This window comes from Burkholderia sp. KL41 (genome assembly GCF_057005415.2).
Genome location: NZ_CM174446.1, coordinates 2,175,820 through 2,198,740, shown reverse-complemented (window position 1 = coordinate 2,198,740; position 22,921 = coordinate 2,175,820). Strand labels below are relative to the sequence as shown.

The window sequence follows — 22,921 nt, the reverse complement described above, 5'->3', positions numbered from 1 at the left end:
GCGGCCGTTCGGTGCGGGGCGGGGGCGCTTAGCCGCCGCGGCGCATCAGGTCGAAGAACTCGGAGTTGCTCTTCGTCTGGCGGATCTTGTCGAGCAGGAATTCCATTGCCTCGACTTCGTCCATGTCGTGGATGAACTTGCGCAGCACCCAGATCTTCTGGAGGATCTCGGGCTTGATCAGCATTTCCTCGCGGCGCGTGCCCGACTTGTTCAGGTTGATCGACGGATAGACGCGCTTTTCCGCGAGGCGGCGCTCGAGGTGCACTTCCATGTTGCCGGTGCCCTTGAACTCTTCGTAGATCACGTCGTCCATGCGGCTGCCGGTTTCGATCAGTGCGGTGCCGATGATCGTCAGCGAACCGCCTTCCTCGATGTTGCGCGCCGCGCCGAAGAAGCGCTTCGGACGCTGCAGTGCGTTCGCGTCGACACCGCCCGTCAGCACCTTGCCCGATGCCGGGATCACGGTGTTGTATGCACGTGCGAGACGCGTGATCGAGTCGAGCAGGATCACGACGTCGTGCTTCATTTCGACGAGGCGCTTGGCCTTCTCGATCACCATTTCGGCGACCTGGACGTGGCGCGTGGCCGGTTCGTCGAACGTCGAGGCGATCACTTCGCCCGCGACCGAGCGCTGCATTTCGGTCACTTCTTCAGGACGCTCGTCGATCAGCAGCACGAACAGGATCACGTCCGGGTGGTTCTGCTTGATCGCGTGCGCGATGTGCTGGAGCATCACGGTCTTGCCCGACTTCGGCGATGCGACGAGCAGGCCGCGCTGGCCCTTGCCGATCGGCGCGATCATGTCGATGATGCGGCCCGTGACGTTCTCTTCGCCGCGCATTTCGCGTTCGAGCGAGAGCGGCTTGTTCGGGTGCAGCGGCGTGAGGTTCTCGAACATGATCTTGTGTTTCGAGGCCTCGGGCGGCTGCCCGTTGACTTTGTCGACCTTCACCAGCGCGAAGTAGCGCTCGCCGTCCTTCGGCGTGCGGACTTCACCTTCGATGGTGTCGCCCGTGTGCAGGTTGAAGCGGCGGATCTGCGACGGGCTGATGTAGATGTCGTCGGTGCTCGCGAGGTACGACATTTCCGGCGAGCGCAGGAAGCCGAAACCGTCCGGCAGCACTTCGAGCGTACCGTCACCGAAGATCGTCTCACCCGTCTTGGCGCGCTTTTTAAGAATGGCAAACATCAACTCCTGCTTGCGCAGGCGGTTCGCGTTTTCGATCTCGAGGCCATTGGCCATTTCGATCAGTTCGGACACGTGCAGAGACTTGAGCTCGGATAAATGCATACGGAGAACCCGCCAGGGAGGAGACGACGAAAGAAATAAAGGGAGGAGGGCGAGCGGAAGCGCTCAGAGACTTAAATGCGTCTTGTAGACGTTTTTTGATTCTAGCATAGGCCGATTCGCGCTTGAGCGAGCGAACGGCGGCTTGACGACGGACGTGTTGCCGGTTGACAACACGTCCGCGGAACTGCCGGTATTACAGGTGGCTGTCCAGGAATGCGGTGAGCTGCGACTTCGACAGCGCGCCGACCTTCTGCGCGGCGGCCGCGCCATTCTTGAACAGGATCAGCGTCGGGATGCCGCGCACGCCGAACTTGGCGGGCGTTGCCTGGTTGTCGTCGACGTTGATCTTCGCGATCTGCAGCTTGTCGCCGTAGTCCTTCGCGACTTCGTCGAGGATCGGGGCGATCATCTTGCACGGGCCGCACCATTCGGCCCAGAAATCGACGAGCACGGGCTTGTCGGACTTGACGACGTCCTGTTCGAACGATGCGTCGCTGATGTGTTTGATCTGTTCGCTCATTGGGTCAATACCTCTTACGGTTCGGGGACTGCCTGCTTGCGCGTTGCGGCGTACCGGCCGCCGTTGGCTGCCGGCCGCTGCGGCAGGTCACTCCGCTCTCCGGACAGGAGGGGTGTAAGCGCTGCATGCCGCGGCTCGCGGGTCGTTCGGGCGTCATATTAGCCTAAATTGCTATCTGCTGCGGGCGGCGATAGTAGCCGCTACGCGAGTAGGGGTACGACGCGCCGTTCGACCGTTGTGCCCTGCAGGTGGAGGCCGGCCCGCAAATTACAAGGGGAAGCAGGCAATTCGATGCGGGTGATCGTCGTGCGGCCCGATGCGCGCCGGTTTGTCCGGTCATATTCGCATTGGTGCGAACAAACGGTCGCATTCATCCGGAAGCGGTGATAGAATATGCCGTGACGGGCCTCCTCGCATGGTGGGGCGGTGAACCTGGTCAGGTCGGGAACGAAGCAGCCACAATCGTTTTCCGCCAGTGCCGAGGGTTGGGCTCGTCACCTTCCTTCTCGCCCCGTTCGCCGGGCGTTTTTTATTTCTGCACCACACTCCGTTTTACCTGCGCGTTGCCTGTCTTTCGCACCGTTTCGCGTGTCGGCGCGACGCAGCGTTACTGATACAATTTCCTGATGACCTATCAAGTTCTCGCACGCAAGTGGCGTCCGAAGGATTTCGCTTCGCTCGTCGGCCAGGAGCACGTCGTCAGGGCGCTCACGCACGCGCTCGACGGCGGGCGTCTCCATCACGCCTATCTGTTTACCGGAACCCGCGGTGTCGGCAAGACGACGCTGTCGCGGATCTTCGCCAAGGCACTCAACTGTGAAACCGGCGTCACGTCGCAGCCGTGCGGCGTGTGTCGCGCCTGTCGCGAGATCGACGAAGGGCGTTTCGTCGATTACGTCGAGATGGATGCCGCGAGCAACCGCGGCGTCGATGAAATGGCCGCGCTGCTCGAGCGCGCCGTGTACGCGCCCGTCGATGCGCGCTTCAAGGTCTACATGATCGACGAAGTGCACATGCTGACGAATCACGCGTTCAACGCGATGCTGAAGACGCTCGAAGAGCCGCCGCCGCACGTCAAGTTCATCCTTGCGACGACCGATCCGCAGAAAATTCCCGTCACCGTGCTGTCGCGCTGCCTGCAGTTCAACCTGAAGCAGATGCCGGCCGGACATATCGTGTCGCATCTCGAACGGATTCTCGGCGAAGAGCACATCACGTTCGAGCCGCAGGCGCTGCGCCTGCTCGCGCGTGCCGCGCAGGGCAGCATGCGTGACGCGCTGTCCCTCACCGACCAGGCGATTGCCTATTCGGCAAACGAGGTGACCGAGTCGGCCGTGTCGGGCATGCTCGGCGCGCTCGACCAGACTTACATGGTGCGTCTGCTCGACGCGCTTGCCGCGGGCAGCGGCCCGGAAATCCTTGCGATTGCCGACGAGATGTCGCTGCGCAGCCTGTCGTTCTCGACTGCGCTTCAGGATCTCGCGAGCCTGCTGCACCGGATCGCGTGGGCGCAATTCGCGCCGGGTTCGGTGCTCGACGAATGGCCCGAAGCGGGCGACCTGCGCCGCTTCGCGGAGACGCTGAGCCCCGAGCAGGTCCAGCTGTTCTATCAGATCGCGACGGTTGGCCGCGCGGAACTCGGCCTGGCGCCGGACGAATACGCCGGTTTCACGATGACGCTGCTGCGGATGCTCGCGTTCGAGCCGGCTGTGGCAGCCGGCAGTGCGCCGGGCGGACAGCCGTCCGTGCCGCGAGCGGTGCCGGGTCCGCGCGTGGCGGCGGCATCGGCTGGCGTGGCGAAGCCGGTATCCGCCGCACCCGTCGAGGCAGCGCGGCCGCAGGCTACGGCAACGGCTGCGCCAGCGGCGCCGGTTGTGCGTGCGGCGCCGGCACCGGCTGGAGGCGAAGCAGACCAGCCGGCCGAGAAGCCGGCTGCCGTCCCGGCATCCGCGCCGGCCCCGGTTGATGAGCCGGTCGTCGAAACGCCGCAGCCGCGCGTGGCCGCAGTACCGCAAGCGGAGCCGGCCAGCGAGAGGCCGACACCCGCCCGCAATGAGCCCGAGCCGCCGGCTGCGGTTGTCCAGCGAAGCGACACGCCGGCTGCGCCGGCCGAACCGGTGCCGCGCGCTGCGCCGCCCGAGCCCGCCGCCCGTCCGGCAGCGCGTTCCGGGGGAGCCGCCGCCGCGCTGGACGTGCTGCGCAATGCGGGGATGCGCGTGTCGTCCGACCGCGGTCGCGCAGGTGCCGCCGCGAAACCGGCCGCCCAGCCGGCCGCCGAGAAGCCCGTCGCGCCGCGTCCCGCCGCCGTACAGGTACCGACGCCGCGCGCGGCGGCCCGTGCGCCGCAGGCAGCCGATGCGCGTCAGGCCCCGCCGCCGTGGGAGGACATCCCGCCGGACGAATACGTGCCGCTCAGTGCCGACGAGATGTTTGGCGGCCCGCCCGACGACGGCTTCGTGCCGGTATTCGACAGCGGCCCCGACGATGTGCGCGTGACGCCGAAGCCGGCGGAAGCCCGTCCGTCCGCCCCGGTCGACACGCGTCCGCTGCCGCCCGCGATCGCGCTCGATCCAGTTGGCTTCGACGGCGAGTGGCCGGCGCTGGCCGCGCGGCTGCCGCTCAAGGGCGTCGCGTACCAGCTCGCGTTCAACAGCGAGCTGACGGCCGTCGATGCGACTACGTTGAAACTTTCAGTGCCGGTGCCGCAATATGCGGACGCTGCGCAGGTGGCGAAGCTGAAGGCCGCGCTGGCCGATGCGCTCGGCAAGCCGGTCGAGGTGGCCGTCGAAGTCGGGCCCGCCCGGCGTACGGCGGCGGCACTCGATGCGGCTGCGCGCGCGGCGCGCCAGCGTGAGGCCGAGCAGGAGATTCACGGCGATCCGTTCGTCCAGCAGCTCGTGCGCGACTTCGGTGCGCGCATCGTCGAGGGTTCGGTGCGCCCGCTTGCCGACGCGGCGCCGGACGGCCCGCCGCCGACGCTGCATTGAACTGAGCGCCCCGCGACAGGCACAATCACGCCCACACATTGGCCGGCACGCGCCGCGTGCCGGTGTTCACACGATCAAGAAGGAGTATTCCCATGTTGAAAGGCAACCTCGCCGGACTGATGAAGCAAGCGCAGCAAATGCAGGAAAACATGAAGAAGATGCAGGAGCAGCTTGCACTGATCGAAGTCGAAGGACAGTCGGGCGCCGGCCTCGTCAAGGTGACGATGACGTGCCGCAACGAAGTGCGTCGCGTGTCGATCGACCCGAGCCTGCTCGCGGACGACAAGGACATGCTCGAGGATCTCGTCGCGGCTGCGTTCAACGACGCCGTGCGCAAGGCCGAAGCGACGTCGCAGGAAAAGATGAGCGGCATGACGTCCGGCCTGCCGCTGCCCCCGGGCTTCAAGCTGCCGTTCTGAACGCGGCGTCCGTGCCACTTTTTGCCGCCGTATGAAACAGCCGTCCGCCCTGTCCGCTCTCGTCGAAGCGTTGCGCGTGCTGCCCGGTGTCGGGCCGAAATCCGCCCAGCGCATGGCGGTCCACCTGATGCAGCACGATCGGGAGGGCGCGGAGCGGCTCGGCCGGTCGCTGCTGTTCGCGACCGAGCACCTGCAGCATTGCGAGAAGTGCAATACGTTCACCGAAGCGCAGATCTGCGAGGTCTGCAGCGACGAAGAGCGTGATCCGACGCTGCTGTGCGTCGTCGAGACGCCTGCCGACCAGATCATGCTCGAGCAGACGATGACTTACCGCGGGCTGTATTTCGTGCTGATGGGCCGGCTGAGCCCGCTCGACGGGATCGGCCCGAAGGAAATCCATTTCGACCGCCTCGTGCGGCGCGCGTCCGACGGGGTCGTCAAGGAAGTCGTGCTCGCGACCAACTTCACGAACGAGGGCGAGGCCACCGCGCACTACCTCGGCCAGACGCTGAAGGCGCGCGGGCTCGCGGTCACGCGCCTCGCGCGCGGCGTGCCGGTGGGCGGCGAGCTCGAATATGTCGACGCGGGCACCATCGCCCGCGCGATGCTCGACCGCCGCACGATGTAAGCCGGGCGCCGCCGGTCGGCGGCGCCGTTCCTCATGCCAGGGAGACACATGAGCACCAGCCAGGGCCCGCTCGCGGGCGTCAAAGTGCTCGAATTCGGAACATTGATCGCGGGGCCGTTCGCGTCGCGGCTGTTCGCCGAATTCGGCGCGGAAGTGATCAAGATCGAGGATCCGAACGGCGGCGACCCGCTGCGCAAGTGGCGCAAGCTCCATCCGGAGCAGGGCGGCACGTCGCTGTGGTGGTCCGTGCAGGCGCGCAACAAGAAATCGGTCACGCTCAACCTGAAGGCCGACGCCGGCAAGGCGATCGCGCGGCAACTCGCGCGCGAGGCCGACATCGTGATCGAGAATTTCCGCCCGGGCCTGCTGGAAAAGCTCGGGCTCGGCTACGACGTGCTGTCGGCCGAGAACCCGGGCCTCGTGATGGTGCGCCTGTCCGGCTACGGGCAGACGGGCCCGTACCGCGACCGGCCCGGTTTCGGCGCGATCGCCGAATCGATGGGCGGGCTGCGCCACATCACCGGATATCCCGACCTGCCGCCGCCGCGTATCGGCATCTCCATCGGCGATTCGATCGCCGCGCTGCATGGCGTGATCGGCGCGCTGATGGCATTGCATCACCGCAAGGTCAACGGCGGCGCGGGGCAGGTGGTCGACGTTGCGCTGTATGAAGCCGTCTTCAACATGATGGAAAGCGTGGTGCCCGAATACGGCGTGTACGGGATGGTGCGCGAGCGCACCGGCGCGTCGCTGCCGGGTATCGTGCCGTCGAACACGTATGCATGCCGCGATGGCAGCATCGTGATCGGCGGCAACAGCGACCCGATCTTCAAGCGGCTGATGAAGGCGATCGAGCGCGACGACCTCGCCGACGATCCCGCACTCGCGCAAAACGACGGGCGCGTGCCGCGCACGCAGGAGATCGACGACGCGATTGCCGCATGGCTCGCGCCGCGCACGATCGATGAAGCGCTCGTCGTGCTCAACGCGGCCGACGTGCCTGCCGGGCGCATCTACAGCGCCGCCGACATGTTCACCGATCCGCAGTTCGTCGCGCGGCAGATGATCCAGCGCTTCAAGCTGGCCGACGGCACCGACATTCCGTTGCCGAACATCACGCCGAAGCTGTCGGACACGCCGGGCGAAACGCGCTGGCTCGGGCCCGAACTCGGCGAGCATACCGACGAGGTGCTGCGCGGCCTCGGCTACGATGCGCAGGCGATTGCCGCACTGCGCGACGCGGGTGCGATCTGAACGCCCCTCGGCCCGTCGCCTCGCGCCGGGCTCCCCGAAGGGCACATTCCACAAGCGAGCGCCGTTGGTGCTGGAAAACCCGGGGCGGCGAGGCGTTTTCCTGAGCGCGCAGAACGCCGCCGCGCAACGCGGCGGTGCAGCGTGTACGGCCGCCCGCAACCGTCCTTCCGCAGTCGCCGGACTGTCGCTCTCGCGCCATCTTTCCTCGGTTACAATCGCCGGATGCGAATCCTACTCAGCAACGACGACGGCTATCTCGCCCCCGGTCTCGCCGCGCTCAGCGACGCGCTGCGGCCGTTGGCCGAACTCACGGTGATCGCGCCCGAGCAGAACTGCAGCGGCGCGTCGAATTCCCTCACGTTGTCGCGGCCGCTGTCGGTGCAGCGCGCAGCGAGTACGGGTTTCTTCTACGTGAACGGCACGCCGACCGATTCGGTGCACGTCGCGTTGACAGGGATGGCCGACGCCAGGCCGGACCTCGTCGTTTCCGGGATCAACAACGGCCAGAACATGGGCGAAGACACGCTCTATTCGGGGACAGTTGCGGCCGCCACCGAAGGCATCATGTTCGGCGTGCCGGCCATTGCGTTCTCGCTGGTCGACAAGGGCTGGGCCCATCTCGCGGATGCCGCGCGCGTCGCCGCGGAGATCGTCGAGCACTCCCTCGCGCATCCGCTGCCGGGGCAGCCGCTGTTGAACGTCAATATTCCGAACCTGCCTTACGACGAACTGAAAGGCTGGAAAGTCACGCGTCTCGGCAAACGCCATCCGTCGCAGCCGGTGATTCGCCAGACCGACCCGCGCGGCGAACCGATCTACTGGATCGGCGCGGCGGGCGAAGCGCTGGACGCCAGCGAAGGCACCGATTTTCACGCGGTGGCAAACGGTTTCGTATCGATCACGCCGCTGCAGCTGGACCTCACGCATACGCAGATGCTGCCCGCGACGCGCGAATGGGCGCGCGCCGGAGGGCGGGCTTCATGAGCGGCGAGCGCGCGAAGCGGTTTCCGCTCGCGCTCGAAGATCTCAAGCGAGCGCCACGCAAGTCGGAAGGTCGGGCCGGCGAACGCCATGCGGCGGTCGCGGCATCGAAGGCCGCCGACAAGCCCGCGGCCGTGCTGAAACCGGTTGCGGTGAAACCCGCTGCCGCGCGCACGGCCATGCCCGGTTCCCCCGCCGCGAAGCCCGCGACCGCACCGAAGCCGACCGCGCTGAAGCCCGCGATGCCGAAGCCGGCCGCGCCGAGCGTCGCGCCGGCCGGCGCGTTCGCGCTCACGTCGGAACGCGTGCGCGAACGGATGGTCGAACGGCTGCGCGCGAACGGCGTGACCGACGCGCGCGTGCTGGACGCGATGGCCGCGGTGCCGCGCCACCTGTTCGTGGATCCGGGGCTGGCGACGCAGGCCTACGAGGATTCCGCGCTGCCGATCGGCCACCAGCAGACCATTTCAAAACCGTCGGTTGTCGCGCGCATGATCGAGCTCGCGATGGCCGGCCGCACGCTCGAGCGCGTGCTCGAGATCGGCACGGGCTGCGGCTATCAGGCCGCCGTGCTGAGCCACGTGGCACGCGACGTGTATTCGATTGAACGCATCAAGCCGCTCTACGAGCGCGCGAAGCTGAACCTGCGGCCGCTGCGCGTGCCGAACATCCGTCTGCACTACGGCGACGGGCGTGTCGGCCTGCCGTCCGCGGCCCCGTTCGACGCGATCGTGATCGCGGCGGCGGGGCTCGACGTGCCGCAGGCGCTGCTCGAGCAGCTCGCGATCGGCGGGCGCCTTGTCGCGCCGGTCGGCGCGCAGAGCGGGCAGCACCAGGTGCTCACGCTCGTCGAGCGCGTCGCGCACGCGCAATGGCGGGAGTCACGGCTTGATCGCGTTTTCTTTGTCCCTTTAAAATCCGGAGTAATTTGAAACCGATGAGTATGTTGCGCGCGATGCAAAACAACCGTTCCAGGGAACCGCTCACGCTCGCCCAGCGCGCGATCTGCGTAGCTGCGTTCTCCACGCTACTGGCCGCCTGTGCGACGCGGCTCGACAACGCGCCCGTCGTCGATCGCTCCGGTTCGCTCGGCACGACTGTCGCCGCGCAGCCCGCGGTACCGCTTCCGCCGGCGCCGCCGGGTTACTACCGGGTAAAGCCGGGCGACACGCTGTACCGGATCGCACTCGAAAACGGGCAGAACTATCGCGACATCGCCGCGTGGAACAACCTGGCGAACCCGAATCAGATCGAAGTCGACCAGCTGCTGCGCGTGTCGCCGCAGGCCGGTGCCGCTGTTGCGGGCACGCAGGTCGCCGCGCCGATCGCGGGCGCCGCCGTCGCTACCGCGCCGCTCAGCAGCGGCCCGGCAACGCCGGCCGCCGGTACGTCGTCCGTCGCGACGCCGCCTGCCACGGCGGCCGCATCGAGCGACACGGCAGCTGCACCGAGCGGCCCCGTGACGTTCGCGTGGCCTGCGCGCGGCCCCGTGCTGAACGGGTTCGACGACGCGAAGAACAAGGGCGTCAATATCGGCGGTACGGCCGGCGAGGCCGTGAAGGCGGCAGCCGATGGCCGCGTCGTCTATTCCGGCAATGGCCTGCGTGGCTACGGCAACCTCATTATCATCAAACACGATGCAACTTACCTCACGGCGTATGCACATAATCGCGCTTTGATGGTAAAAGAGGGGGACGCGGTGACGAAGGGGCAGAAGATCGCCGAGATGGGTAACAGCGACTCCGACCGCGTGATGCTGCATTTCGAGGTTCGCCGGCAGGGTAAGCCTGTCGATCCGCTGAAGTATTTGCCGCCTCAATAACCGAGACGACCATGCCGAAATCGAAGCGCCACGAGCCGCAAGCCGAGTCTGAGAAGATCAGTCGTGCCACGCAAGCATCGGTGGGGCGAGCGGGTGCTTCGACGGACGACGAGGACGACAACGCGGATAACGAACGCGATCTCGAGGCGCGCGACGCCGAGGCGGACGGTGGCGACGACGAGCGCGAAGGCCGGGCCGAGGCGTCGCCCGACGTCGACGATTTCCGCACGCTGCTGCAGGCCGAACTCACGGCCGACACGATCCAGCATTACCTGAACCGCATCAGCGTGAAGCCGCTGCTCACCGTCGAGGAGGAGCAGCGCTATTCGCGTCTGGCCAAGGCCGGTGAATTCGAGGCGCGGCAGGTGATGATCGAGCGCAACCTGCGCCTCGTCGTCAGCATCGCGAAGGGATACCTGAACCGCGGCGTGCCGCTGCTCGACCTGATCGAGGAAGGCAACCTCGGCCTGATGCATGCGATCGAAAAATTCGACCCGACGCGCGGCTTCCGTTTTTCGACCTACGCGACGTGGTGGATCCGCCAGAGCATCGAGCGGGCGATCATGAACCAGGCCCGCACGGTCCGCCTGCCCGTGCACGTGATCCGCGAACTGAACCAGGTGCTGCGCGCGAAGCGCCACCTCGAAAAGAATTCGATGTCGACGGGCGAAGCGGCCGAGCGCCGCGAAGCCAGCATCGACGACATCGCCTATCTCACCGGCAAGACCGCCGAGGAAGTCACCGACATCCTCGCGCTCAACGAGCACACGGCGTCGCTCGACGCGCCGCTCGACCTCGATCCCGCGAGCAGCCTGCTCGACCTGTTGCCCGACGACCAGAGCCAGTCGCCCGACGCCGAAGTGCAGCACCGCGAACTCGAGACGCTCACTCGCGCGTGGCTGTCGCGGCTGTCCGACAAGCACCGCCACGTGATCGAGCGCCGCTTCGGCCTGAATCACATCGAACCGGCGACGCTCGAGGAGCTGGCCGACGAGATGGGGCTCACGCGCGAGCGCGTGCGCCAGATCCAGCAGGAAGCGCTGGTGCGCCTCAAGCGGTTTTTCGCCTCCAACGGCGTGCGCAAGGACGCCGTTCTGTAACTGATGACTCCGATTCTTGTTTTTGACATCGAGACGATTCCCGATGTCGACGGCATTCGCCGTCTGGAAGACTTGCCCGCGACGCTCGACGATGCCGCGGTGGCCGAACACGCGTTCGCCGCGCGCCGCGAGAAGACCGGTGGCGATTTCCTGCCGCACCACCTGCAGCGCATCGCGGCGATCTCGTGTGTGTTCCGTGACAACAACGGGTTTCGCGTACGCTCGCTCGGCACGCCGCAGGACAACGAAGCCACGCTGATCCAGTCGTTCTACCGCGTGATCGAGAAATACACGCCGCAGCTCGTGTCGTGGAACGGCGGTGGCTTCGATCTGCCGGTGCTCCATTACCGCGCGCTCGTGCACGGCATTCCCGCCACCCGCTACTGGGATCTCGGCGAGGATGACCGCGAATTCAAGTGGAACAACTACATCTCGCGCTATCACTCGCGGCATACCGACCTGATGGATGTGCTCGCGATGTATCAGGCGCGCGCGAACGCGCCGCTCGACGCACTCGCGAAGATGTGCGGCTTTCCGGGCAAGCTCGGGATGGACGGCAGCCAGGTGTGGCCGGCGTTCCTGGACGGGCGGATCGAGGAAATCCGCAACTATTGCGAAACCGACGTCGTCAATACCTACCTGCTGTATTGCCGGTTCCAGTTGATGCGCGGCGGCCTGACGCCGAGCGAGTATGCGGACGAGATCCTGCTCGTGAAGAACTCGCTTGCGCAGGAGCCGGCGTCGCACTGGGCCGAATACCTCGCCGGCTTCACCGCGTAGCGCGGGCGGGGTGCGCCGAGGCCGGCGCGATCAATCGAGTTCGAGCAGCACCGGCTGGTGATCCGATGCGCGGACGTCGCCGTCGATTTCGCAGCGCATCACGTGCGGCAGCAGCGTATCGGTCACGAATACGAAGTCGCACGCGAGCGGCCCCTCCGACCATTGCGCCGTATCGTGGACACCCGCCGTCGGCGGTGGCGTGCGGCCGGGGTGCCGGGCGACCCATGCGTCGACGAAGCGCGGCGCGTCTGCGATCGGCGCCAGGAATCGACAATAGGCATCGCTGCCGAACGCGCTGTTGAAATCGCCGCAGACGATCGCATCGCACGGCTGGCCGGTCGCGCTGAACGGCCCCTCGGCGGTTTCGGCGGGCGCTGGTCGTGCCGCGTGTGCGCAGGCCTCGAGGTGTCGGTCGCGCAGCGCGTCGACCTGGGCGAGCCGCTGGCGCGCCGAATAGTATTCCAGATGCGTGGTGACCACGCGCAGCGGTCCGAAGGGCGCCTGCAGCTCGACGTCGAGCGCGACGCGCGGCATCGACGGCGCACCGGCGTCGGCCGGCCACGGCAGCAACTGGCGGAGCACGCGCCCGACCGGCAGCCGGGTCGCGATCGCATTGCCGAACTGGCGACGCGGTGCGCCGGCTTCGATCGGCGGCAGGTCGGCGCCGATCGCTTCGACGATCGTATGGCCGGGCAGCAGCGCCGCGAGTTCGGCGAACTGGTCGGCGCCGGGTCGGCCGGGCAATGCGCCGAAGCCGCGCGTGACCTCCTGCAGGCACAGCACGTCGAAGTCGCCGAGCCCGCGGATCGCCGCGACGGTGCGCGAAAGATCGACGACGCCGTCCGCGTCCCGACCCCATTGGATATTCCAGTCGATCAGTCGCATGGTCGAATCTCCTGCCGGGTGGATTCCAGGCCCAGGGGAGGCGCCCGCTCGGCGTCGCCGCGCCCGCCCGGGCGTGTTGTGTCCCTGGCCATTCCGGCGCAATGTCGTGCGGTCTATGCTCAAGTATGGACGCCTGCCTCATGCAAAGCGGGCGATGCGGGCCTTCGTCGTCTACAATCTCGCCTTCTTCAACGTTTGTCAGGAAAAGCTGGTGTCCGAAGCCGCCCCCACTTCTGCGCGCAAATCAAGAAATGCGCCCGTCGCGCCCGGAATCGCCCCGGTTCTCGAGATCGAATCGCTCGACATGGAAGCGCGCGGTGTCGGCCGCACGATCACCGAGGACGGCGAGCCGGGCAAGGTCATCTTCGTCGAGGGCGCGCTGCCGGGTGAGCGCGTGACCTATTCGAGCTTCCGCCGCAAGCCGAGCTACGAGCAGGCGACGGTTGTCGACATTCTGCGCCCGAGCGTGATGCGCACGAAGCCGAAATGCGCGTTCTTCGGCACCTGCGGTGGCTGCTCGATGCAGCATCTCGACATGCGCGCACAGGTGGCGGTCAAGCAGCGCGTGCTCGAAGACAACCTGTGGCACCTGGCGAAGCTGCGCGCGGAAACGATGTTCGCGCCGATCCACGGCCCGTCGTGGGGCTATCGCTACCGTGCACGCCTGACCGTGCGCAACGTTGCGAAGAAGGGCGGCGTGCTGGTCGGATTCCATGAGAAGAAGAGCAGCTACGTGGCCGACATGACGAGCTGCGAAGTGCTGCCGCCGCACGTGTCGGCGATGCTGGTGCCGCTGCGCCGGCTCGTCGAGGGGCTGTCGATTCGCGATCGGATGCCGCAGATCGAGCTCGCGGTCGGCTCGGAAGTCACGGCGCTCGTGCTGCGTGTGCTGGAGCCGATCAACGCGGACGACGAAGCGTTGCTGCGCGCATTCGCGGACGAGCACAAGGTGCAGTTCTGGCTGCAGCCGAAGGGCCCCGATACGGTGACGCCGTTCTATCCGCTCGACGCGTCGCTCGATTACACGCTGCCGGAATTCGGTATCCGCATGCCGTTCAAGCCGACCGACTTCACGCAGGTCAATCATCAGATCAACCGCGTGCTGGTGGGCCGTGCGCTGCGCCTGCTCGCGCCGTCGCGCGACGACCGCGTGCTCGACCTGTTCTGCGGGATCGGCAACTTCACGCTGCCGCTCGCGCGGCTGTCGCGCGAGGTGATGGGCATCGAGGGCAGCGACACGCTGACGACGCGCGCACTGGCGAACGCGCGCGAAAACGGTGTCGACGGCCACACGACGTTCGCGTGCCGGAACCTGTTCGAAGTGACGGGCGACGACATCCGTGCGCTCGGCGCATTCGACAAGTTCCTGATCGACCCGCCGCGCGAAGGCGCGCTCGCGGTATCGAAGGCGCTGGCCGAGATCGCGCAGAGCGGTGAAGGTCCGCTGCCGAAGCGCATCGTCTATGTGTCGTGCAACCCGTCGACGCTGGCGCGCGACGCGGGCCTGCTCGTGCACGAGGCCGGCTACCGCCTGAAGGGCGCCGGTGTCGTGAACATGTTCCCGAATACGTCGCACGTCGAATCGATCGCGCTGTTCGAGCGCGACTGAGTTCCGGGCGGCGGACGTAAAAAAACCGGCCCGCGGGCCGGTTTTTTCATGATGCGTGGCGAACGTCAGTTGCGGTTGCCGCCGAAGATGCCGAGCAGCGCGAGCAGGTTCGTGAACACGTTGTACAGGTCGAGGTAGATCGCGAGCGTCGCCGAGATGTAGTTCGTCTCGCCGCCGTTCACGACGCGCTGGACGTCGAACAGCATGTAGGCGGAGAAGATCGCGATCGCGAGTACCGACACGGTGAGCATCAGCGCCGGGAGTTGCAGGAAGATGTTCGCGACCGAGGCAAGCAGGATGACGATCACGCCCATGAACAGCCACTTGCCGAGCCCCGAGAAATCACGCTTGCTGACGGTGGCGATCGTCGCCATCGCGGCAAAGATGATGCCGGTGCCGCCGAACGCGAGCATGATCAGCGACGGGCCGTTCGAGAAGCCGAGGATGAAGCTCAGCAGCCGTGACAGCATCAGGCCCATGAAGAACGTGAAGCCGAGCAGCACGAATACGCCGGCCGCGCTGTTTTTCGTCCGCTCGATCGCGAACATGAAGCCGAACGCGATCGCGAAGAACGCGAGCAGGCTCATCATCGGGCTCGTGGCCGCGAACAGCGAGAAGCCCGTCGCGACGCCGACCCAGGCGCCCAGCACGGTCGGCACCATCGACAGCGCGAGCAGCCAGTACGTGTTCCGCAGCACGCGGTTGCGAACCTCGGCGGTGCTGACGGAACCGCCGCGGCCGAAATTGTACGGATAGTCGTTCATGGTTTCTCCTAACATTGAACGCGTGGGCGTCCGGGGCCGGTTCGGCGCGCGCGGTGTGCGGCGCAGCAAACCGGAGCAGCTATGGCTAAGATACGTTCCGTGCCGGGAGGTTTCAATGGCCGGGCAGCACAAAACATATGGATTCTGAACCTTTCATGCGTGTAAGGGTTCAATCGCAATGATACACGGGATCGTGCTACAATAGCGGATTCATTTGAACCTGTAACTTCTTAATTTTTTGGAGTTTTTATGGCAATCGAGCGCACCCTGTCGATCATCAAGCCGGATGCGGTGGCAAAGAACGTGATCGGCCAGATCTACAGCCGTTTCGAAGGCGCCGGCCTGAAGATCGTCGCATCGCGCATGGCACACCTGTCGCGTGCTGACGCAGAGAAGTTCTACGCGGTTCACGCAGCGCGTCCGTTCTTCAAGGACCTCGTCGATTTCATGATCTCGGGCCCGGTGATGATCCAGGTTCTGGAAGGTGAAGGCGCGATCCTGAAGAACCGCGACCTGATGGGCGCAACGGATCCGAAGAAGGCGGAAAAGGGCACGATCCGCGCCGACTTCGCCGACAGCATCGACGCGAACGCCGTGCACGGCTCGGACGCTGCGGAAACGGCAGCGGTCGAAATCGCGTTCTTCTTCCCGGAAATGAACGTTTACTCGCGCTAAGCCCTGGCTGGCAGCAAGTAGGCAGGATTCAGCGCACGCGGCAAGGCAGCACATCATGACGAGCGAAACTTCCGTCAATCTTCTCGACTTCGATGCCGAGGGTCTTGTCGCGTACTGCGGCAGCCTCGGCGAGAAGCCGTTCCGCGCCAAGCAGTTGCAGCGCTGGATCCACCAGTACAACGCTGGCGATTTCGACGGCATGACCGATCTTGCGAAGTCCTTGAGAGAGAAACTCAAGGGCCGCGCGTCGATCGTCATGCCCGAGATCGCCAGCGATCACGTTTCCGCCGACGGCACGCGCAAGTGGCTGATCGACGTCGGAAACGGCAATGCGGTCGAAACCGTGTTCATCCCGGAAGAGACGCGCGGCACGCTGTGCGTGTCGTCGCAGGCCGGGTGTGCGGTGAACTGCCGCTTCTGCTCGACGGGCAAGCAGGGCTTTTCCCGCAACCTGTCGACAGCCGAAATCATCGGCCAGCTACGGATGGCCGAATTTGCATTGCGAGCGTCGCTGGGTCGCGCACCCGGCCCGAACGGCAAGGCCGAGCGGGTCGTCACCAACGTGGTGATGATGGGCATGGGCGAGCCGCTGCTGAATTACAGCGCGGTCGTGCCGGCCATGCGGCTGATGCTCGACGACAACGCGTACGGCCTGTCGCGCCGCCGCGTCACGCTGTCCACGTCCGGCGTGGTGCCGATGATGGACCGCCTCGGCGCCGAGTTGCCGGTTGCGCTGGCCGTTTCGCTGCACGCGCCCAACGATGCGCTGCGCGACGAGCTGGTGCCGCTCAACAAGAAGTATCCGCTGCGTGAGCTGATGGCAGCTTGCCAGCGCTACCTGAAAGTCGCGCCGCGCGACTTCATTACTTTCGAATACTGCATGCTGGACGGCGTCAACGACACCGAAGCGCATGCGCGCGAACTGCTGGCCGTCACGCGCGACGTGCCGTGCAAGTTCAATCTGATCCCGTTCAATCCGTTTCCGGAATCGGGCCTCATCCGCTCGAAACCGGAGCAGATCAAGCGCTTTGCGCAGGTCCTCATCGACGCGGGTGTCGTCACGACCGTGCGCAAGACGCGCGGCGACGACATCGATGCCGCGTGCGGCCAGCTGGCCGGCGCAGTGAAGGATCGCACGCGCCTCGCGGAACGAACGGGCGCAGCAGGGAAAATCATCGAGGTTCGGGCGATTTGACAGGGGCGCCTGGCCGGGGATGCCAGCGCTTTTTGGGCGGTACAACACGCGAATAGCGATCGGTCGCGGCGCCACGGCGTCGCGCATGGTATGGACAGTTGCGGGTGCCGGCCGGCGGGAACCGGCGGCGGCCGCCAGTGAAGAAGAATCGACGCGAGGACAAGGATGAGTGAGCCGCAGCCGTCTAACGGCGCAGAGACGAATGGCGCGAAGCCGGCACCGGCAGGGTTGGAATCGCTTGCGGCGGTCGGCAGCCGGCTGGCGCAGCTTCGGGAGGCAAGAGGGTGGACCGTCGACGACGTGTCGGCGCGACTCAAGGTCGCACCGCAGAAGCTCCGGGCGCTCGAGGCGGGTGATATCAGTCATTTGCCCGGCGTGACGTTTGCACTCGGCGTCGTACGCAGCTACGCGAAGATGCTCGGCGTCGATCCGGAGCCGTTCGCGCAGGCGTTGCGCCGTGAGCGCGGGGTGCCGGAAGTCGACCTGTCGATGCCCGCGTCGTCGGGGACGGATCTGCCGCGCGGCCGCGTGTCGATTCCGCTGGGCGGATCGTCGCGGCATCATCCGTGGTTGTGGGGCACGGCGATCGTCGTCGTCGCGGTGGTCGCCGTACTGATGTGGCACACTGGCGGCGATTCGTCGAGCCTGCTCGCGCGCTTCAAGAGCGGCGACGCGGAGCATGCGTCGGCCGCGAGCGTGCCGGCGGCGGCATCCTCGTCAACCGTCGAAGAGGCGGCCTCGAGCGGTGCGGCTGCCGTGGTCGCGAATGAGGTTCCGGCCCCGGCTGCTGCATCCGCTGCGCCGGCGCCGGTTATTGCGTCGGCAGTTCCGGCGCCCGCGCCGGTGGCGCCGGCCGTGACGGCCGCCGCATCGCAGCCTGTCGTGGCGACGACGGCGGCAAGCGCCGCCGCGCCGGCTCAGCCCGCGAGCGTCGCGGTCGCGGCCGGCCAGTCCATGGTCGAACTGAAGGTCAAGCAGGACAGCTGGTTCAGCGTGCGCGACAAGAGCGGCAAGGAGCTGTTCTCCGGGCTGGTGCGCGGCGGCGAGGCGAAGCAGGTCGCGGGCGACGGCCCGTTCAAGGTCACGATCGGCAACAAGGCGGGCCTCGACACCGTTGCGTTCGACGGAAAACCCGTCGATCCGGCAAAATATTCGGCAGCGCGGGGTAACGTGGCGCGGTTCACGTTGCCCTGACGTCAAGCGCCGTGGCGAAGGCCTGTCGTCGATATCGGCAGGCCGTGAGGGCACGGCGCTTTTTCAATTCATGCGCCGCGTCGCGGCGCATTCCGCGTAAATGGATCTATCGATGCAATCCGAAGCTCAATCCCCACGCAGCAGTCAGATTTGTTCAACCGAGCCGGTGTTCGGCGGGCATCAGCCGCGCCGCGTATCGCATGCGGTGGATGTCCGCTGGGGCGGGCAGCTCGTGACGATCGGCGGCGACGCGCCGGTGCGCGTGCAGTCGATGACGAATACCGACACGGCCGACGCGATCGGCACGGCAATCCAGATCAAGGAACTCGCGAACGCGGGCTCCGAACTGGTGCGCATCACGGTCAACACGCCGGAGGCCGCGGCCGCCGTGCCGGCGATCCGCGAGCAGCTCGACCGCATGGGCGTGACCGTGCCGCTCGTCGGCGATTTCCACTACAACGGCCACCTGCTGCTGCGTGACTACCCGGGCTGCGCCGAGTCGCTGTCGAAGTACCGGATCAACCCGGGCAATGTCGGCCAGGGCGCGAAGCGCGATACGCAGTTCGCGCAGATGATCGAGGCCGCGGCCAAGTACGACAAGCCGGTACGGATCGGCGTGAACTGGGGCAGTCTCGACCAGGATCTGCTCGCGCGCATGATGGACGAGAACGGTGCGCGTTCGCAGCCGTGGGATGCGCAGAGCGTGATGTACGAGGCGCTGATCCAGTCGGCGATCGGCTCGGCCGAGCGTGCGGTCGAACTGGGCCTCGGCCGCGACCGTATCGTGCTGTCGTGCAAGGTCAGCGGCGTGCAGGACCTGATCGCCGTGTACCGCGAACTCGGCCGCCGCTGCGGCTTCGCGCTGCACCTCGGGCTGACCGAGGCCGGCATGGGCTCGAAGGGCATCGTGGCTTCGACGGCTGCACTCGGCGTGCTGCTGCAGGAAGGGATCGGCGACACGATCCGCATCTCGCTGACGCCGGAACCGGGCGCATCGCGCACGGGCGAGGTGATCGTCGGCCAGGAAATCCTCCAGACGATGGGCCTGCGCTCGTTCGCGCCGATGGTGATCGCGTGCCCGGGCTGCGGTCGTACGACGAGCACGCTGTTCCAGGAGCTCGCGATGCAGATCCAGACCTACCTGCGCGAACAGATGCCGGTCTGGCGCAAGGAGTATCCGGGCGTCGAGAAGATGAACGTCGCGGTGATGGGCTGCATCGTCAACGGCCCGGGCGAATCGAAGCACGCAAACATCGGCATCAGCCTGCCGGGTTCGGGCGAGAACCCGGCCGCGCCCGTCTTCATCGACGGCGAGAAGGTCAAGACGCTGCGCGGCGAGCGGATCGCCGAGGAATTCCAGCAGATCGTCAGCGACTACGTCGCACGCAATTACGGCCGTACCGAGGCCCTGAACTAATTCGTCCACACACACGATGACTGAACAAAAACGCAAGATCGAGAAGCTCACCGGCGTCAAGGGCATGAACGACATCCTCCCGCAGGATGCCGGCCTTTGGGAGTTCTTCGAAGCCACCGTGAAATCGCTGCTGCGCGCATACGGCTACCAGAACATCCGCACGCCGATCGTCGAACACACGCAGCTCTTCACGCGCGGTATCGGCGAGGTCACGGACATCGTCGAGAAGGAGATGTACAGCTTCACCGACGCGCTGAACGGCGAGAACCTGACGATGCGCCCGGAAAATACCGCGGCCGTGGTGCGCGCGTCGATCGAGCACAACATGCTGTACGACGGCCCGAAGCGCCTGTGGTACATCGGCCCGATGTTCCGTCACGAGCGTCCGCAGCGCGGCCGCTATCGCCAGTTCCACCAGGTCGGCGTCGAGGCGCTCGGCTTCGCGGGCCCCGATGCGGATGCCGAGATCATCATGATGTGCCAGCGCCTGTGGGATGACCTCGGCCTGACCGGCATCAAGCTCGAGATCAACTCGCTCGGCCTCGCCGAAGAGCGTGCCGCGCACCGCGTCGAACTGATCAAGTACCTCGAGCAGTTCGCCGACGTGCTCGACGAGGATGCGAAGCGCCGTCTGTATACGAACCCGCTGCGCGTGCTCGACACGAAGAATCCCGCGCTGCAGGAAATCGCGCAGAACGCGCCGAAGCTGATCGACTTCCTCGGCGAAGAATCGCGCGCGCACTTCGAAGGGCTGCAGCGCCTGCTGCTCGCGAACAACATCCCGTTCAAGATCAACCCGCGTCTCGTGCGCGGTCTCGACTATTACAACCTGACCGTGTTCGAGTGGGTGACCGACAAGCTCGGCGCGCAGGGCACGGTCGCGGCCGGCGGTCGCTACGATCCGCTGATCGAGCAGCTCGGCGGCAAGCCGACCGCGGCGTGCGGCTGGGCGATGGGCATCGAGCGGATCCTCGAACTGCTGAAGGAAGAAGATCTTGCGCCCGAGCAGGAAGGCGTCGACGTGTACGTCGTACACCAGGGCGAGACCGCGCGCGAACAGGCGTTCATCGCGGCCGAGCGTCTGCGCGATACGGGCCTCGACGTGATTTTCCACTGCAGCGCGGACGGCGCGCCGGCGAGCTTCAAGTCGCAAATGAAACGGGCCGACGCCAGTGGCGCCGCGTTCGCGGTGATCTTCGGCGAAGAGGAGGTTGCGAACGGTACGGTGGGCGTGAAGGCGCTGCGCGGTGCGGGCGGAGACGGGGAAAAGAACGTTCAGCAGACCGTACCGGTCGAAGGCTTGACCGAATTCCTAATCAATGCGATGGTTGCATCCGCCGAAGACGGCGACGACTGATCGCGCTGGCATCCGCTCGACAAGAAAGGCCTGAACAGGAAGGAATCGCTCGCCGATGAGTTATCACGACGAACAAGAATCGATTGAAAGCCTGAAGGCGTGGTGGGCCCGCTGGGGCAACCTCACCACGTGGATCGTGCTCGCGGCGCTCGTCGTCGCGGCCGGTTTCAATGGCTGGAATTACTGGCAGCGCCGTCAGGCTGCCGAGGCGTCCGGGCTGTACGAACAGGTCCAGAAGGCTGCCGCCGCGAACGACAAGGCGACGATGGCTCGCGCGGCCGCCGACATGGAAGACAAGTTCGGCAGCACGCCGTATGCACAGATGACGGCGCTCTCCGCAGCAAAGACGCTGTACGCGGCCGGTGACACGGCGGGTGCGAAGGCGCAGCTGCAATGGGCCGTCGATCACGCCAAGGATGACGAGTACAAGCAGATCGCGAAGCTGCGCCTCGCGTCGCTGCTGCTCGACGAGAAGGCGTACGACGCAGGCCTCGCGCTGCTGTCGGGTACGCCGGTCGATGCATTCAAGGGCCTCGTGGCCGATCGCCGCGGCGATCTGCTTGCCGCGCAAGGCAAGACCGACGACGCGCGCGCAGCATACAAGCTCGCGCTCGACGGCCTGTCGAAGGACGACCAGTCTGCCCGCCAGCTCGTGCAGTTCAAGCTGGACGCGCTCGGCGGCTGAACCCCGGTCCCCTCAACCTCTTAACTCTGCTTCGCTAACCGATGAATTTGCTGAAACGTTACGCTGTGCCCGTTGCCTGCGCGGCGGCTGTCCTCGCATTGGCGGCCTGCTCGTCGTCGAAGGACGCGCGCCGCGTGCCGACGCCGCTCACCGAGTTCAAGCCCGTGATGGACGTGCAACAGGTCTGGAAGGCGAGCGTCGGCAAGGGCGGGCGCTACCTGTTCTCGCCGGTGGCCGTGGGTGACGCCGTCTATGCGGCGGGCGAAAACGGTTCGGTCGAGAAGATCGACGCGAAGACGGGCCAGACGGTCTGGCGCGCGAAGGTCGGCTCCGACCTGTCGGCCGGTGTCGGCAGCGACGGCAACCTGACCGCGGTCGGCGCGCTGAAGGGCGGCGTGTTCGTGCTGGGCCCGGACGGCAAGCAACTGTGGAAGACCAGCGTGCAGGGCGAGATCTTCTCGCCGCCGCTCGTCGGCAACGGCCTGGTGGTCGTCCGCACGATCGACGGCCAGGTGGTCGCGTTCAACGCGCAGACGGGCGAGCAGAAGTGGAACTACCGCAACCGCGCGGTGCCGCTGAACCTGCGTGTGTCGGCCGGCATGACGTTCGCCGGTGACGCAGCGGTGCTGGCGGGTTTCCCCGGCGGCGGGCTGGTCGCGATCAACCTGCAGACGGGCGAGCCGTTCTGGCAGACGCCGGTGTCGTTCCCGAAGGGCGTGACCGAGGTCGAGCGCATCAACGACGTCAGCGGCCCGCCGACGCTCGTGGGTGCGGAAGCCTGCGCAGTGACGTTCCAGGGTCAGCTCGGCTGCTTCGATGCGAACTCGGGGCGCCCGCTGTGGGAAAAGCCGTTCTCGAGCCGCAGTGGCCTCGCGCAGGACGACTCGGTCGTTGCCGGCGGCGACGACTGGTCGGTCGTGACCGCGTACGATGCCGCTTCGGGCAACCAGCTCTGGCGCAACGACAAGCTGAAGAGCCGCGACGTCGGCGTGCCGTACCTGCTCGGGCACGCGGTCGTGATGGGCGATTACAAGGGCTTCGTGCACTTCCTGTCGCGCGAAGACGGCAGCTTCATCGCGCGGATGAAGACCGACGGCAGCGCGATCACGGCGGCGCCGGTTCTCGCGGGCAATACGCTCGTCGTGCAAACGAAGGACGGCGGCCTGTACGGATTCCGTCCGCGCTGACGCACAGGAAACATGCGTGACCGCGGCGCGACGGGCTTGTCCCGCGCGCCGTGGTCGTGCGACTTGAAGGCGGCCGGTGCTCCCGGCCGCTCGGTATTTGAAAGGCAGTTCGAGACGAAAGACGACGGCGCGCATCGCGCGCCAGGCGCGCGCATCCGGCGCGGCGCGAAT

21 protein-coding genes and 1 other RNA gene are annotated in these 22,921 nt (G+C 66.4%); 18 read left to right on the top strand and 4 right to left on the bottom strand.

The genetic code is table 11. From position 1 onward, the window contains the following. Positions 1-28: 28 nt before the first annotated feature. Both rho and trxA read right to left on the bottom strand, forming a co-directional pair. Positions 29-1,291 (bottom strand): transcription termination factor Rho, encoded by a 1,263-nt coding sequence (rho, locus tag PQB87_RS10245; protein ID WP_006478662.1) that lies wholly within the window; start codon positions 1,289-1,291, stop codon positions 29-31. Between the two features lie 193 nt (positions 1,292-1,484). Further along, on the bottom strand, positions 1,485-1,811 hold the full coding sequence (trxA, locus tag PQB87_RS10240) for a thioredoxin TrxA (protein WP_006402348.1): 327 nt from the start codon (positions 1,809-1,811) through the stop codon (positions 1,485-1,487). Positions 1,812-2,211: 400 nt separating this feature from the next. Between trxA and ffs the strand changes: the two genes are divergently transcribed. The 10 genes from ffs (at position 2,212) to PQB87_RS10190 (ending at position 11,782) form a co-directional block, all read left to right on the top strand. Then, an RNA gene (gene ffs / locus PQB87_RS10235) (signal recognition particle sRNA small type) lies at positions 2,212-2,310 on the top strand. Positions 2,311-2,437: 127 nt separating this feature from the next. Beyond that, positions 2,438-4,798 carry a DNA polymerase III subunit gamma/tau gene (locus tag PQB87_RS10230; protein ID WP_153488421.1) on the top strand — a complete coding sequence of 787 codons (2,361 nt, stop codon included), beginning with the start codon at positions 2,438-2,440 and terminating at the stop codon, positions 4,796-4,798. Between the two features lie 92 nt (positions 4,799-4,890). Further along, positions 4,891-5,217 carry a YbaB/EbfC family nucleoid-associated protein gene (locus tag PQB87_RS10225; RefSeq protein ID WP_006482124.1) on the top strand — a complete coding sequence of 109 codons (327 nt, stop codon included), beginning with the start codon at positions 4,891-4,893 and terminating at the stop codon, positions 5,215-5,217. Between the two features lie 31 nt (positions 5,218-5,248). Then, positions 5,249-5,845, top strand: a complete 597-nt coding sequence (gene recR / locus PQB87_RS10220) for a recombination mediator RecR (protein WP_006478665.1) — start codon at positions 5,249-5,251, stop codon at positions 5,843-5,845. Between the two features lie 48 nt (positions 5,846-5,893). Continuing rightward, positions 5,894-7,099 (top strand): CaiB/BaiF CoA transferase family protein, encoded by a 1,206-nt coding sequence (locus PQB87_RS10215; RefSeq protein ID WP_027787226.1) that lies wholly within the window; start codon positions 5,894-5,896, stop codon positions 7,097-7,099. Positions 7,100-7,321: 222 nt separating this feature from the next. Beyond that, complete coding sequence (surE, locus tag PQB87_RS10210) at positions 7,322-8,083, top strand: 5'/3'-nucleotidase SurE (RefSeq protein ID WP_027787227.1); 762 nt, start codon at positions 7,322-7,324, stop codon at positions 8,081-8,083. Then, positions 8,080-9,012 (top strand): protein-L-isoaspartate(D-aspartate) O-methyltransferase, encoded by a 933-nt coding sequence (locus PQB87_RS10205; protein WP_059687434.1) that lies wholly within the window; start codon positions 8,080-8,082, stop codon positions 9,010-9,012. The genes surE and PQB87_RS10205 overlap by 4 nt, the downstream gene beginning before the upstream one ends. Before the next feature lie 5 nt (positions 9,013-9,017). Then, a complete protein-coding gene (locus PQB87_RS10200; protein WP_153488420.1) occupies positions 9,018-9,902 on the top strand; it encodes a peptidoglycan DD-metalloendopeptidase family protein in 885 nt (294 codons plus the stop codon). 11 nt (positions 9,903-9,913) lie between these two features. Then, a complete protein-coding gene (gene rpoS, locus PQB87_RS10195; RefSeq protein ID WP_027787230.1) occupies positions 9,914-11,002 on the top strand; it encodes an RNA polymerase sigma factor RpoS in 1,089 nt (362 codons plus the stop codon). A 3-nt stretch (positions 11,003-11,005) separates the two neighbouring features. Beyond that, positions 11,006-11,782: a 3'-5' exonuclease gene (locus PQB87_RS10190; protein WP_021163110.1), complete on the top strand. Its 777-nt coding sequence runs from the start codon at positions 11,006-11,008 to the stop codon at positions 11,780-11,782. Between the two features lie 30 nt (positions 11,783-11,812). Here PQB87_RS10190 and PQB87_RS10185 read toward each other — a convergent pair whose 3' ends face one another. Continuing rightward, entirely contained in the window at positions 11,813-12,667 is an 855-nt protein-coding gene (locus PQB87_RS10185; protein ID WP_153488419.1) for an endonuclease/exonuclease/phosphatase family protein, read from the bottom strand. A 154-nt stretch (positions 12,668-12,821) separates the two neighbouring features. Between PQB87_RS10185 and rlmD the strand changes: the two genes are divergently transcribed. Next, positions 12,822-14,276, top strand: a complete 1,455-nt coding sequence (rlmD, locus tag PQB87_RS10180) for a 23S rRNA (uracil(1939)-C(5))-methyltransferase RlmD (RefSeq protein WP_407646357.1) — start codon at positions 12,822-12,824, stop codon at positions 14,274-14,276. A 65-nt stretch (positions 14,277-14,341) separates the two neighbouring features. Here the strand turns inward: rlmD and PQB87_RS10175 are convergent, their stop codons facing one another. Continuing rightward, a complete protein-coding gene (locus PQB87_RS10175; protein WP_006761414.1) occupies positions 14,342-15,040 on the bottom strand; it encodes a Bax inhibitor-1/YccA family protein in 699 nt (232 codons plus the stop codon). A gap of 249 nt (positions 15,041-15,289) precedes the next feature. Here PQB87_RS10175 and ndk point away from each other — a divergent pair, with 249 nt between their 5' ends. From ndk to bamB, 7 genes are all read left to right on the top strand, one after another. After that, entirely contained in the window at positions 15,290-15,715 is a 426-nt protein-coding gene (ndk, locus tag PQB87_RS10170) for a nucleoside-diphosphate kinase (RefSeq protein WP_006478674.1), read from the top strand. A gap of 55 nt (positions 15,716-15,770) precedes the next feature. After that, the gene (gene rlmN, locus PQB87_RS10165) at positions 15,771-16,910 is read left to right on the top strand and encodes a dual-specificity RNA methyltransferase RlmN (RefSeq protein WP_048021097.1); all 1,140 of its coding nucleotides are present in this window, start codon (positions 15,771-15,773) and stop codon (positions 16,908-16,910) included. Between the two features lie 165 nt (positions 16,911-17,075). After that, positions 17,076-18,104 carry a helix-turn-helix domain-containing protein gene (locus PQB87_RS10160; RefSeq protein ID WP_153488417.1) on the top strand — a complete coding sequence of 343 codons (1,029 nt, stop codon included), beginning with the start codon at positions 17,076-17,078 and terminating at the stop codon, positions 18,102-18,104. A 112-nt stretch (positions 18,105-18,216) separates the two neighbouring features. Beyond that, positions 18,217-19,521 (top strand): flavodoxin-dependent (E)-4-hydroxy-3-methylbut-2-enyl-diphosphate synthase, encoded by a 1,305-nt coding sequence (gene ispG, locus PQB87_RS10155; RefSeq protein ID WP_027787235.1) that lies wholly within the window; start codon positions 18,217-18,219, stop codon positions 19,519-19,521. Between the two features lie 16 nt (positions 19,522-19,537). Further along, a complete protein-coding gene (gene hisS / locus PQB87_RS10150) occupies positions 19,538-20,878 on the top strand; it encodes a histidine--tRNA ligase (protein ID WP_027787236.1) in 1,341 nt (446 codons plus the stop codon). A gap of 55 nt (positions 20,879-20,933) precedes the next feature. Next, entirely contained in the window at positions 20,934-21,563 is a 630-nt protein-coding gene (locus tag PQB87_RS10145) for a tetratricopeptide repeat protein (RefSeq protein WP_027787237.1), read from the top strand. Between the two features lie 41 nt (positions 21,564-21,604). Then, positions 21,605-22,750 (top strand): outer membrane protein assembly factor BamB, encoded by a 1,146-nt coding sequence (gene bamB, locus PQB87_RS10140; RefSeq protein ID WP_042977620.1) that lies wholly within the window; start codon positions 21,605-21,607, stop codon positions 22,748-22,750. The last annotated feature ends 171 nt before the right edge of the window (positions 22,751-22,921 follow it).

Coding starts and splice junctions, on each gene's coding strand:
- PQB87_RS10175 (WP_006761414.1), bottom strand. CDS start 15,040: ATGAACGACTATCCGTACAATTTCGGCCGCGGCGGTTCCGTCAGCACC.
- ispG (WP_027787235.1), top strand. CDS start 18,217: ATGCAATCCGAAGCTCAATCCCCACGCAGCAGTCAGATTTGTTCAACC.
- rpoS (WP_027787230.1), top strand. CDS start 9,914: ATGCCGAAATCGAAGCGCCACGAGCCGCAAGCCGAGTCTGAGAAGATC.
- PQB87_RS10160 (WP_153488417.1), top strand. CDS start 17,076: ATGAGTGAGCCGCAGCCGTCTAACGGCGCAGAGACGAATGGCGCGAAG.
- bamB (WP_042977620.1), top strand. CDS start 21,605: ATGAATTTGCTGAAACGTTACGCTGTGCCCGTTGCCTGCGCGGCGGCT.
- surE (WP_027787227.1), top strand. CDS start 7,322: ATGCGAATCCTACTCAGCAACGACGACGGCTATCTCGCCCCCGGTCTC.
- PQB87_RS10190 (WP_021163110.1), top strand. CDS start 11,006: ATGACTCCGATTCTTGTTTTTGACATCGAGACGATTCCCGATGTCGAC.
- PQB87_RS10185 (WP_153488419.1), bottom strand. CDS start 12,667: ATGCGACTGATCGACTGGAATATCCAATGGGGTCGGGACGCGGACGGC.
- PQB87_RS10205 (WP_059687434.1), top strand. CDS start 8,080: ATGAGCGGCGAGCGCGCGAAGCGGTTTCCGCTCGCGCTCGAAGATCTC.
- rlmN (WP_048021097.1), top strand. CDS start 15,771: ATGACGAGCGAAACTTCCGTCAATCTTCTCGACTTCGATGCCGAGGGT.
- PQB87_RS10215 (WP_027787226.1), top strand. CDS start 5,894: ATGAGCACCAGCCAGGGCCCGCTCGCGGGCGTCAAAGTGCTCGAATTC.
- PQB87_RS10145 (WP_027787237.1), top strand. CDS start 20,934: ATGAGTTATCACGACGAACAAGAATCGATTGAAAGCCTGAAGGCGTGG.
- PQB87_RS10225 (WP_006482124.1), top strand. CDS start 4,891: ATGTTGAAAGGCAACCTCGCCGGACTGATGAAGCAAGCGCAGCAAATG.
- rho (WP_006478662.1), bottom strand. CDS start 1,291: ATGCATTTATCCGAGCTCAAGTCTCTGCACGTGTCCGAACTGATCGAA.
- PQB87_RS10230 (WP_153488421.1), top strand. CDS start 2,438: ATGACCTATCAAGTTCTCGCACGCAAGTGGCGTCCGAAGGATTTCGCT.
- rlmD (WP_407646357.1), top strand. CDS start 12,822: ATGCGGGCCTTCGTCGTCTACAATCTCGCCTTCTTCAACGTTTGTCAG.
- recR (WP_006478665.1), top strand. CDS start 5,249: ATGAAACAGCCGTCCGCCCTGTCCGCTCTCGTCGAAGCGTTGCGCGTG.
- hisS (WP_027787236.1), top strand. CDS start 19,538: ATGACTGAACAAAAACGCAAGATCGAGAAGCTCACCGGCGTCAAGGGC.
- trxA (WP_006402348.1), bottom strand. CDS start 1,811: ATGAGCGAACAGATCAAACACATCAGCGACGCATCGTTCGAACAGGAC.
- ndk (WP_006478674.1), top strand. CDS start 15,290: ATGGCAATCGAGCGCACCCTGTCGATCATCAAGCCGGATGCGGTGGCA.
- PQB87_RS10200 (WP_153488420.1), top strand. CDS start 9,018: ATGAGTATGTTGCGCGCGATGCAAAACAACCGTTCCAGGGAACCGCTC.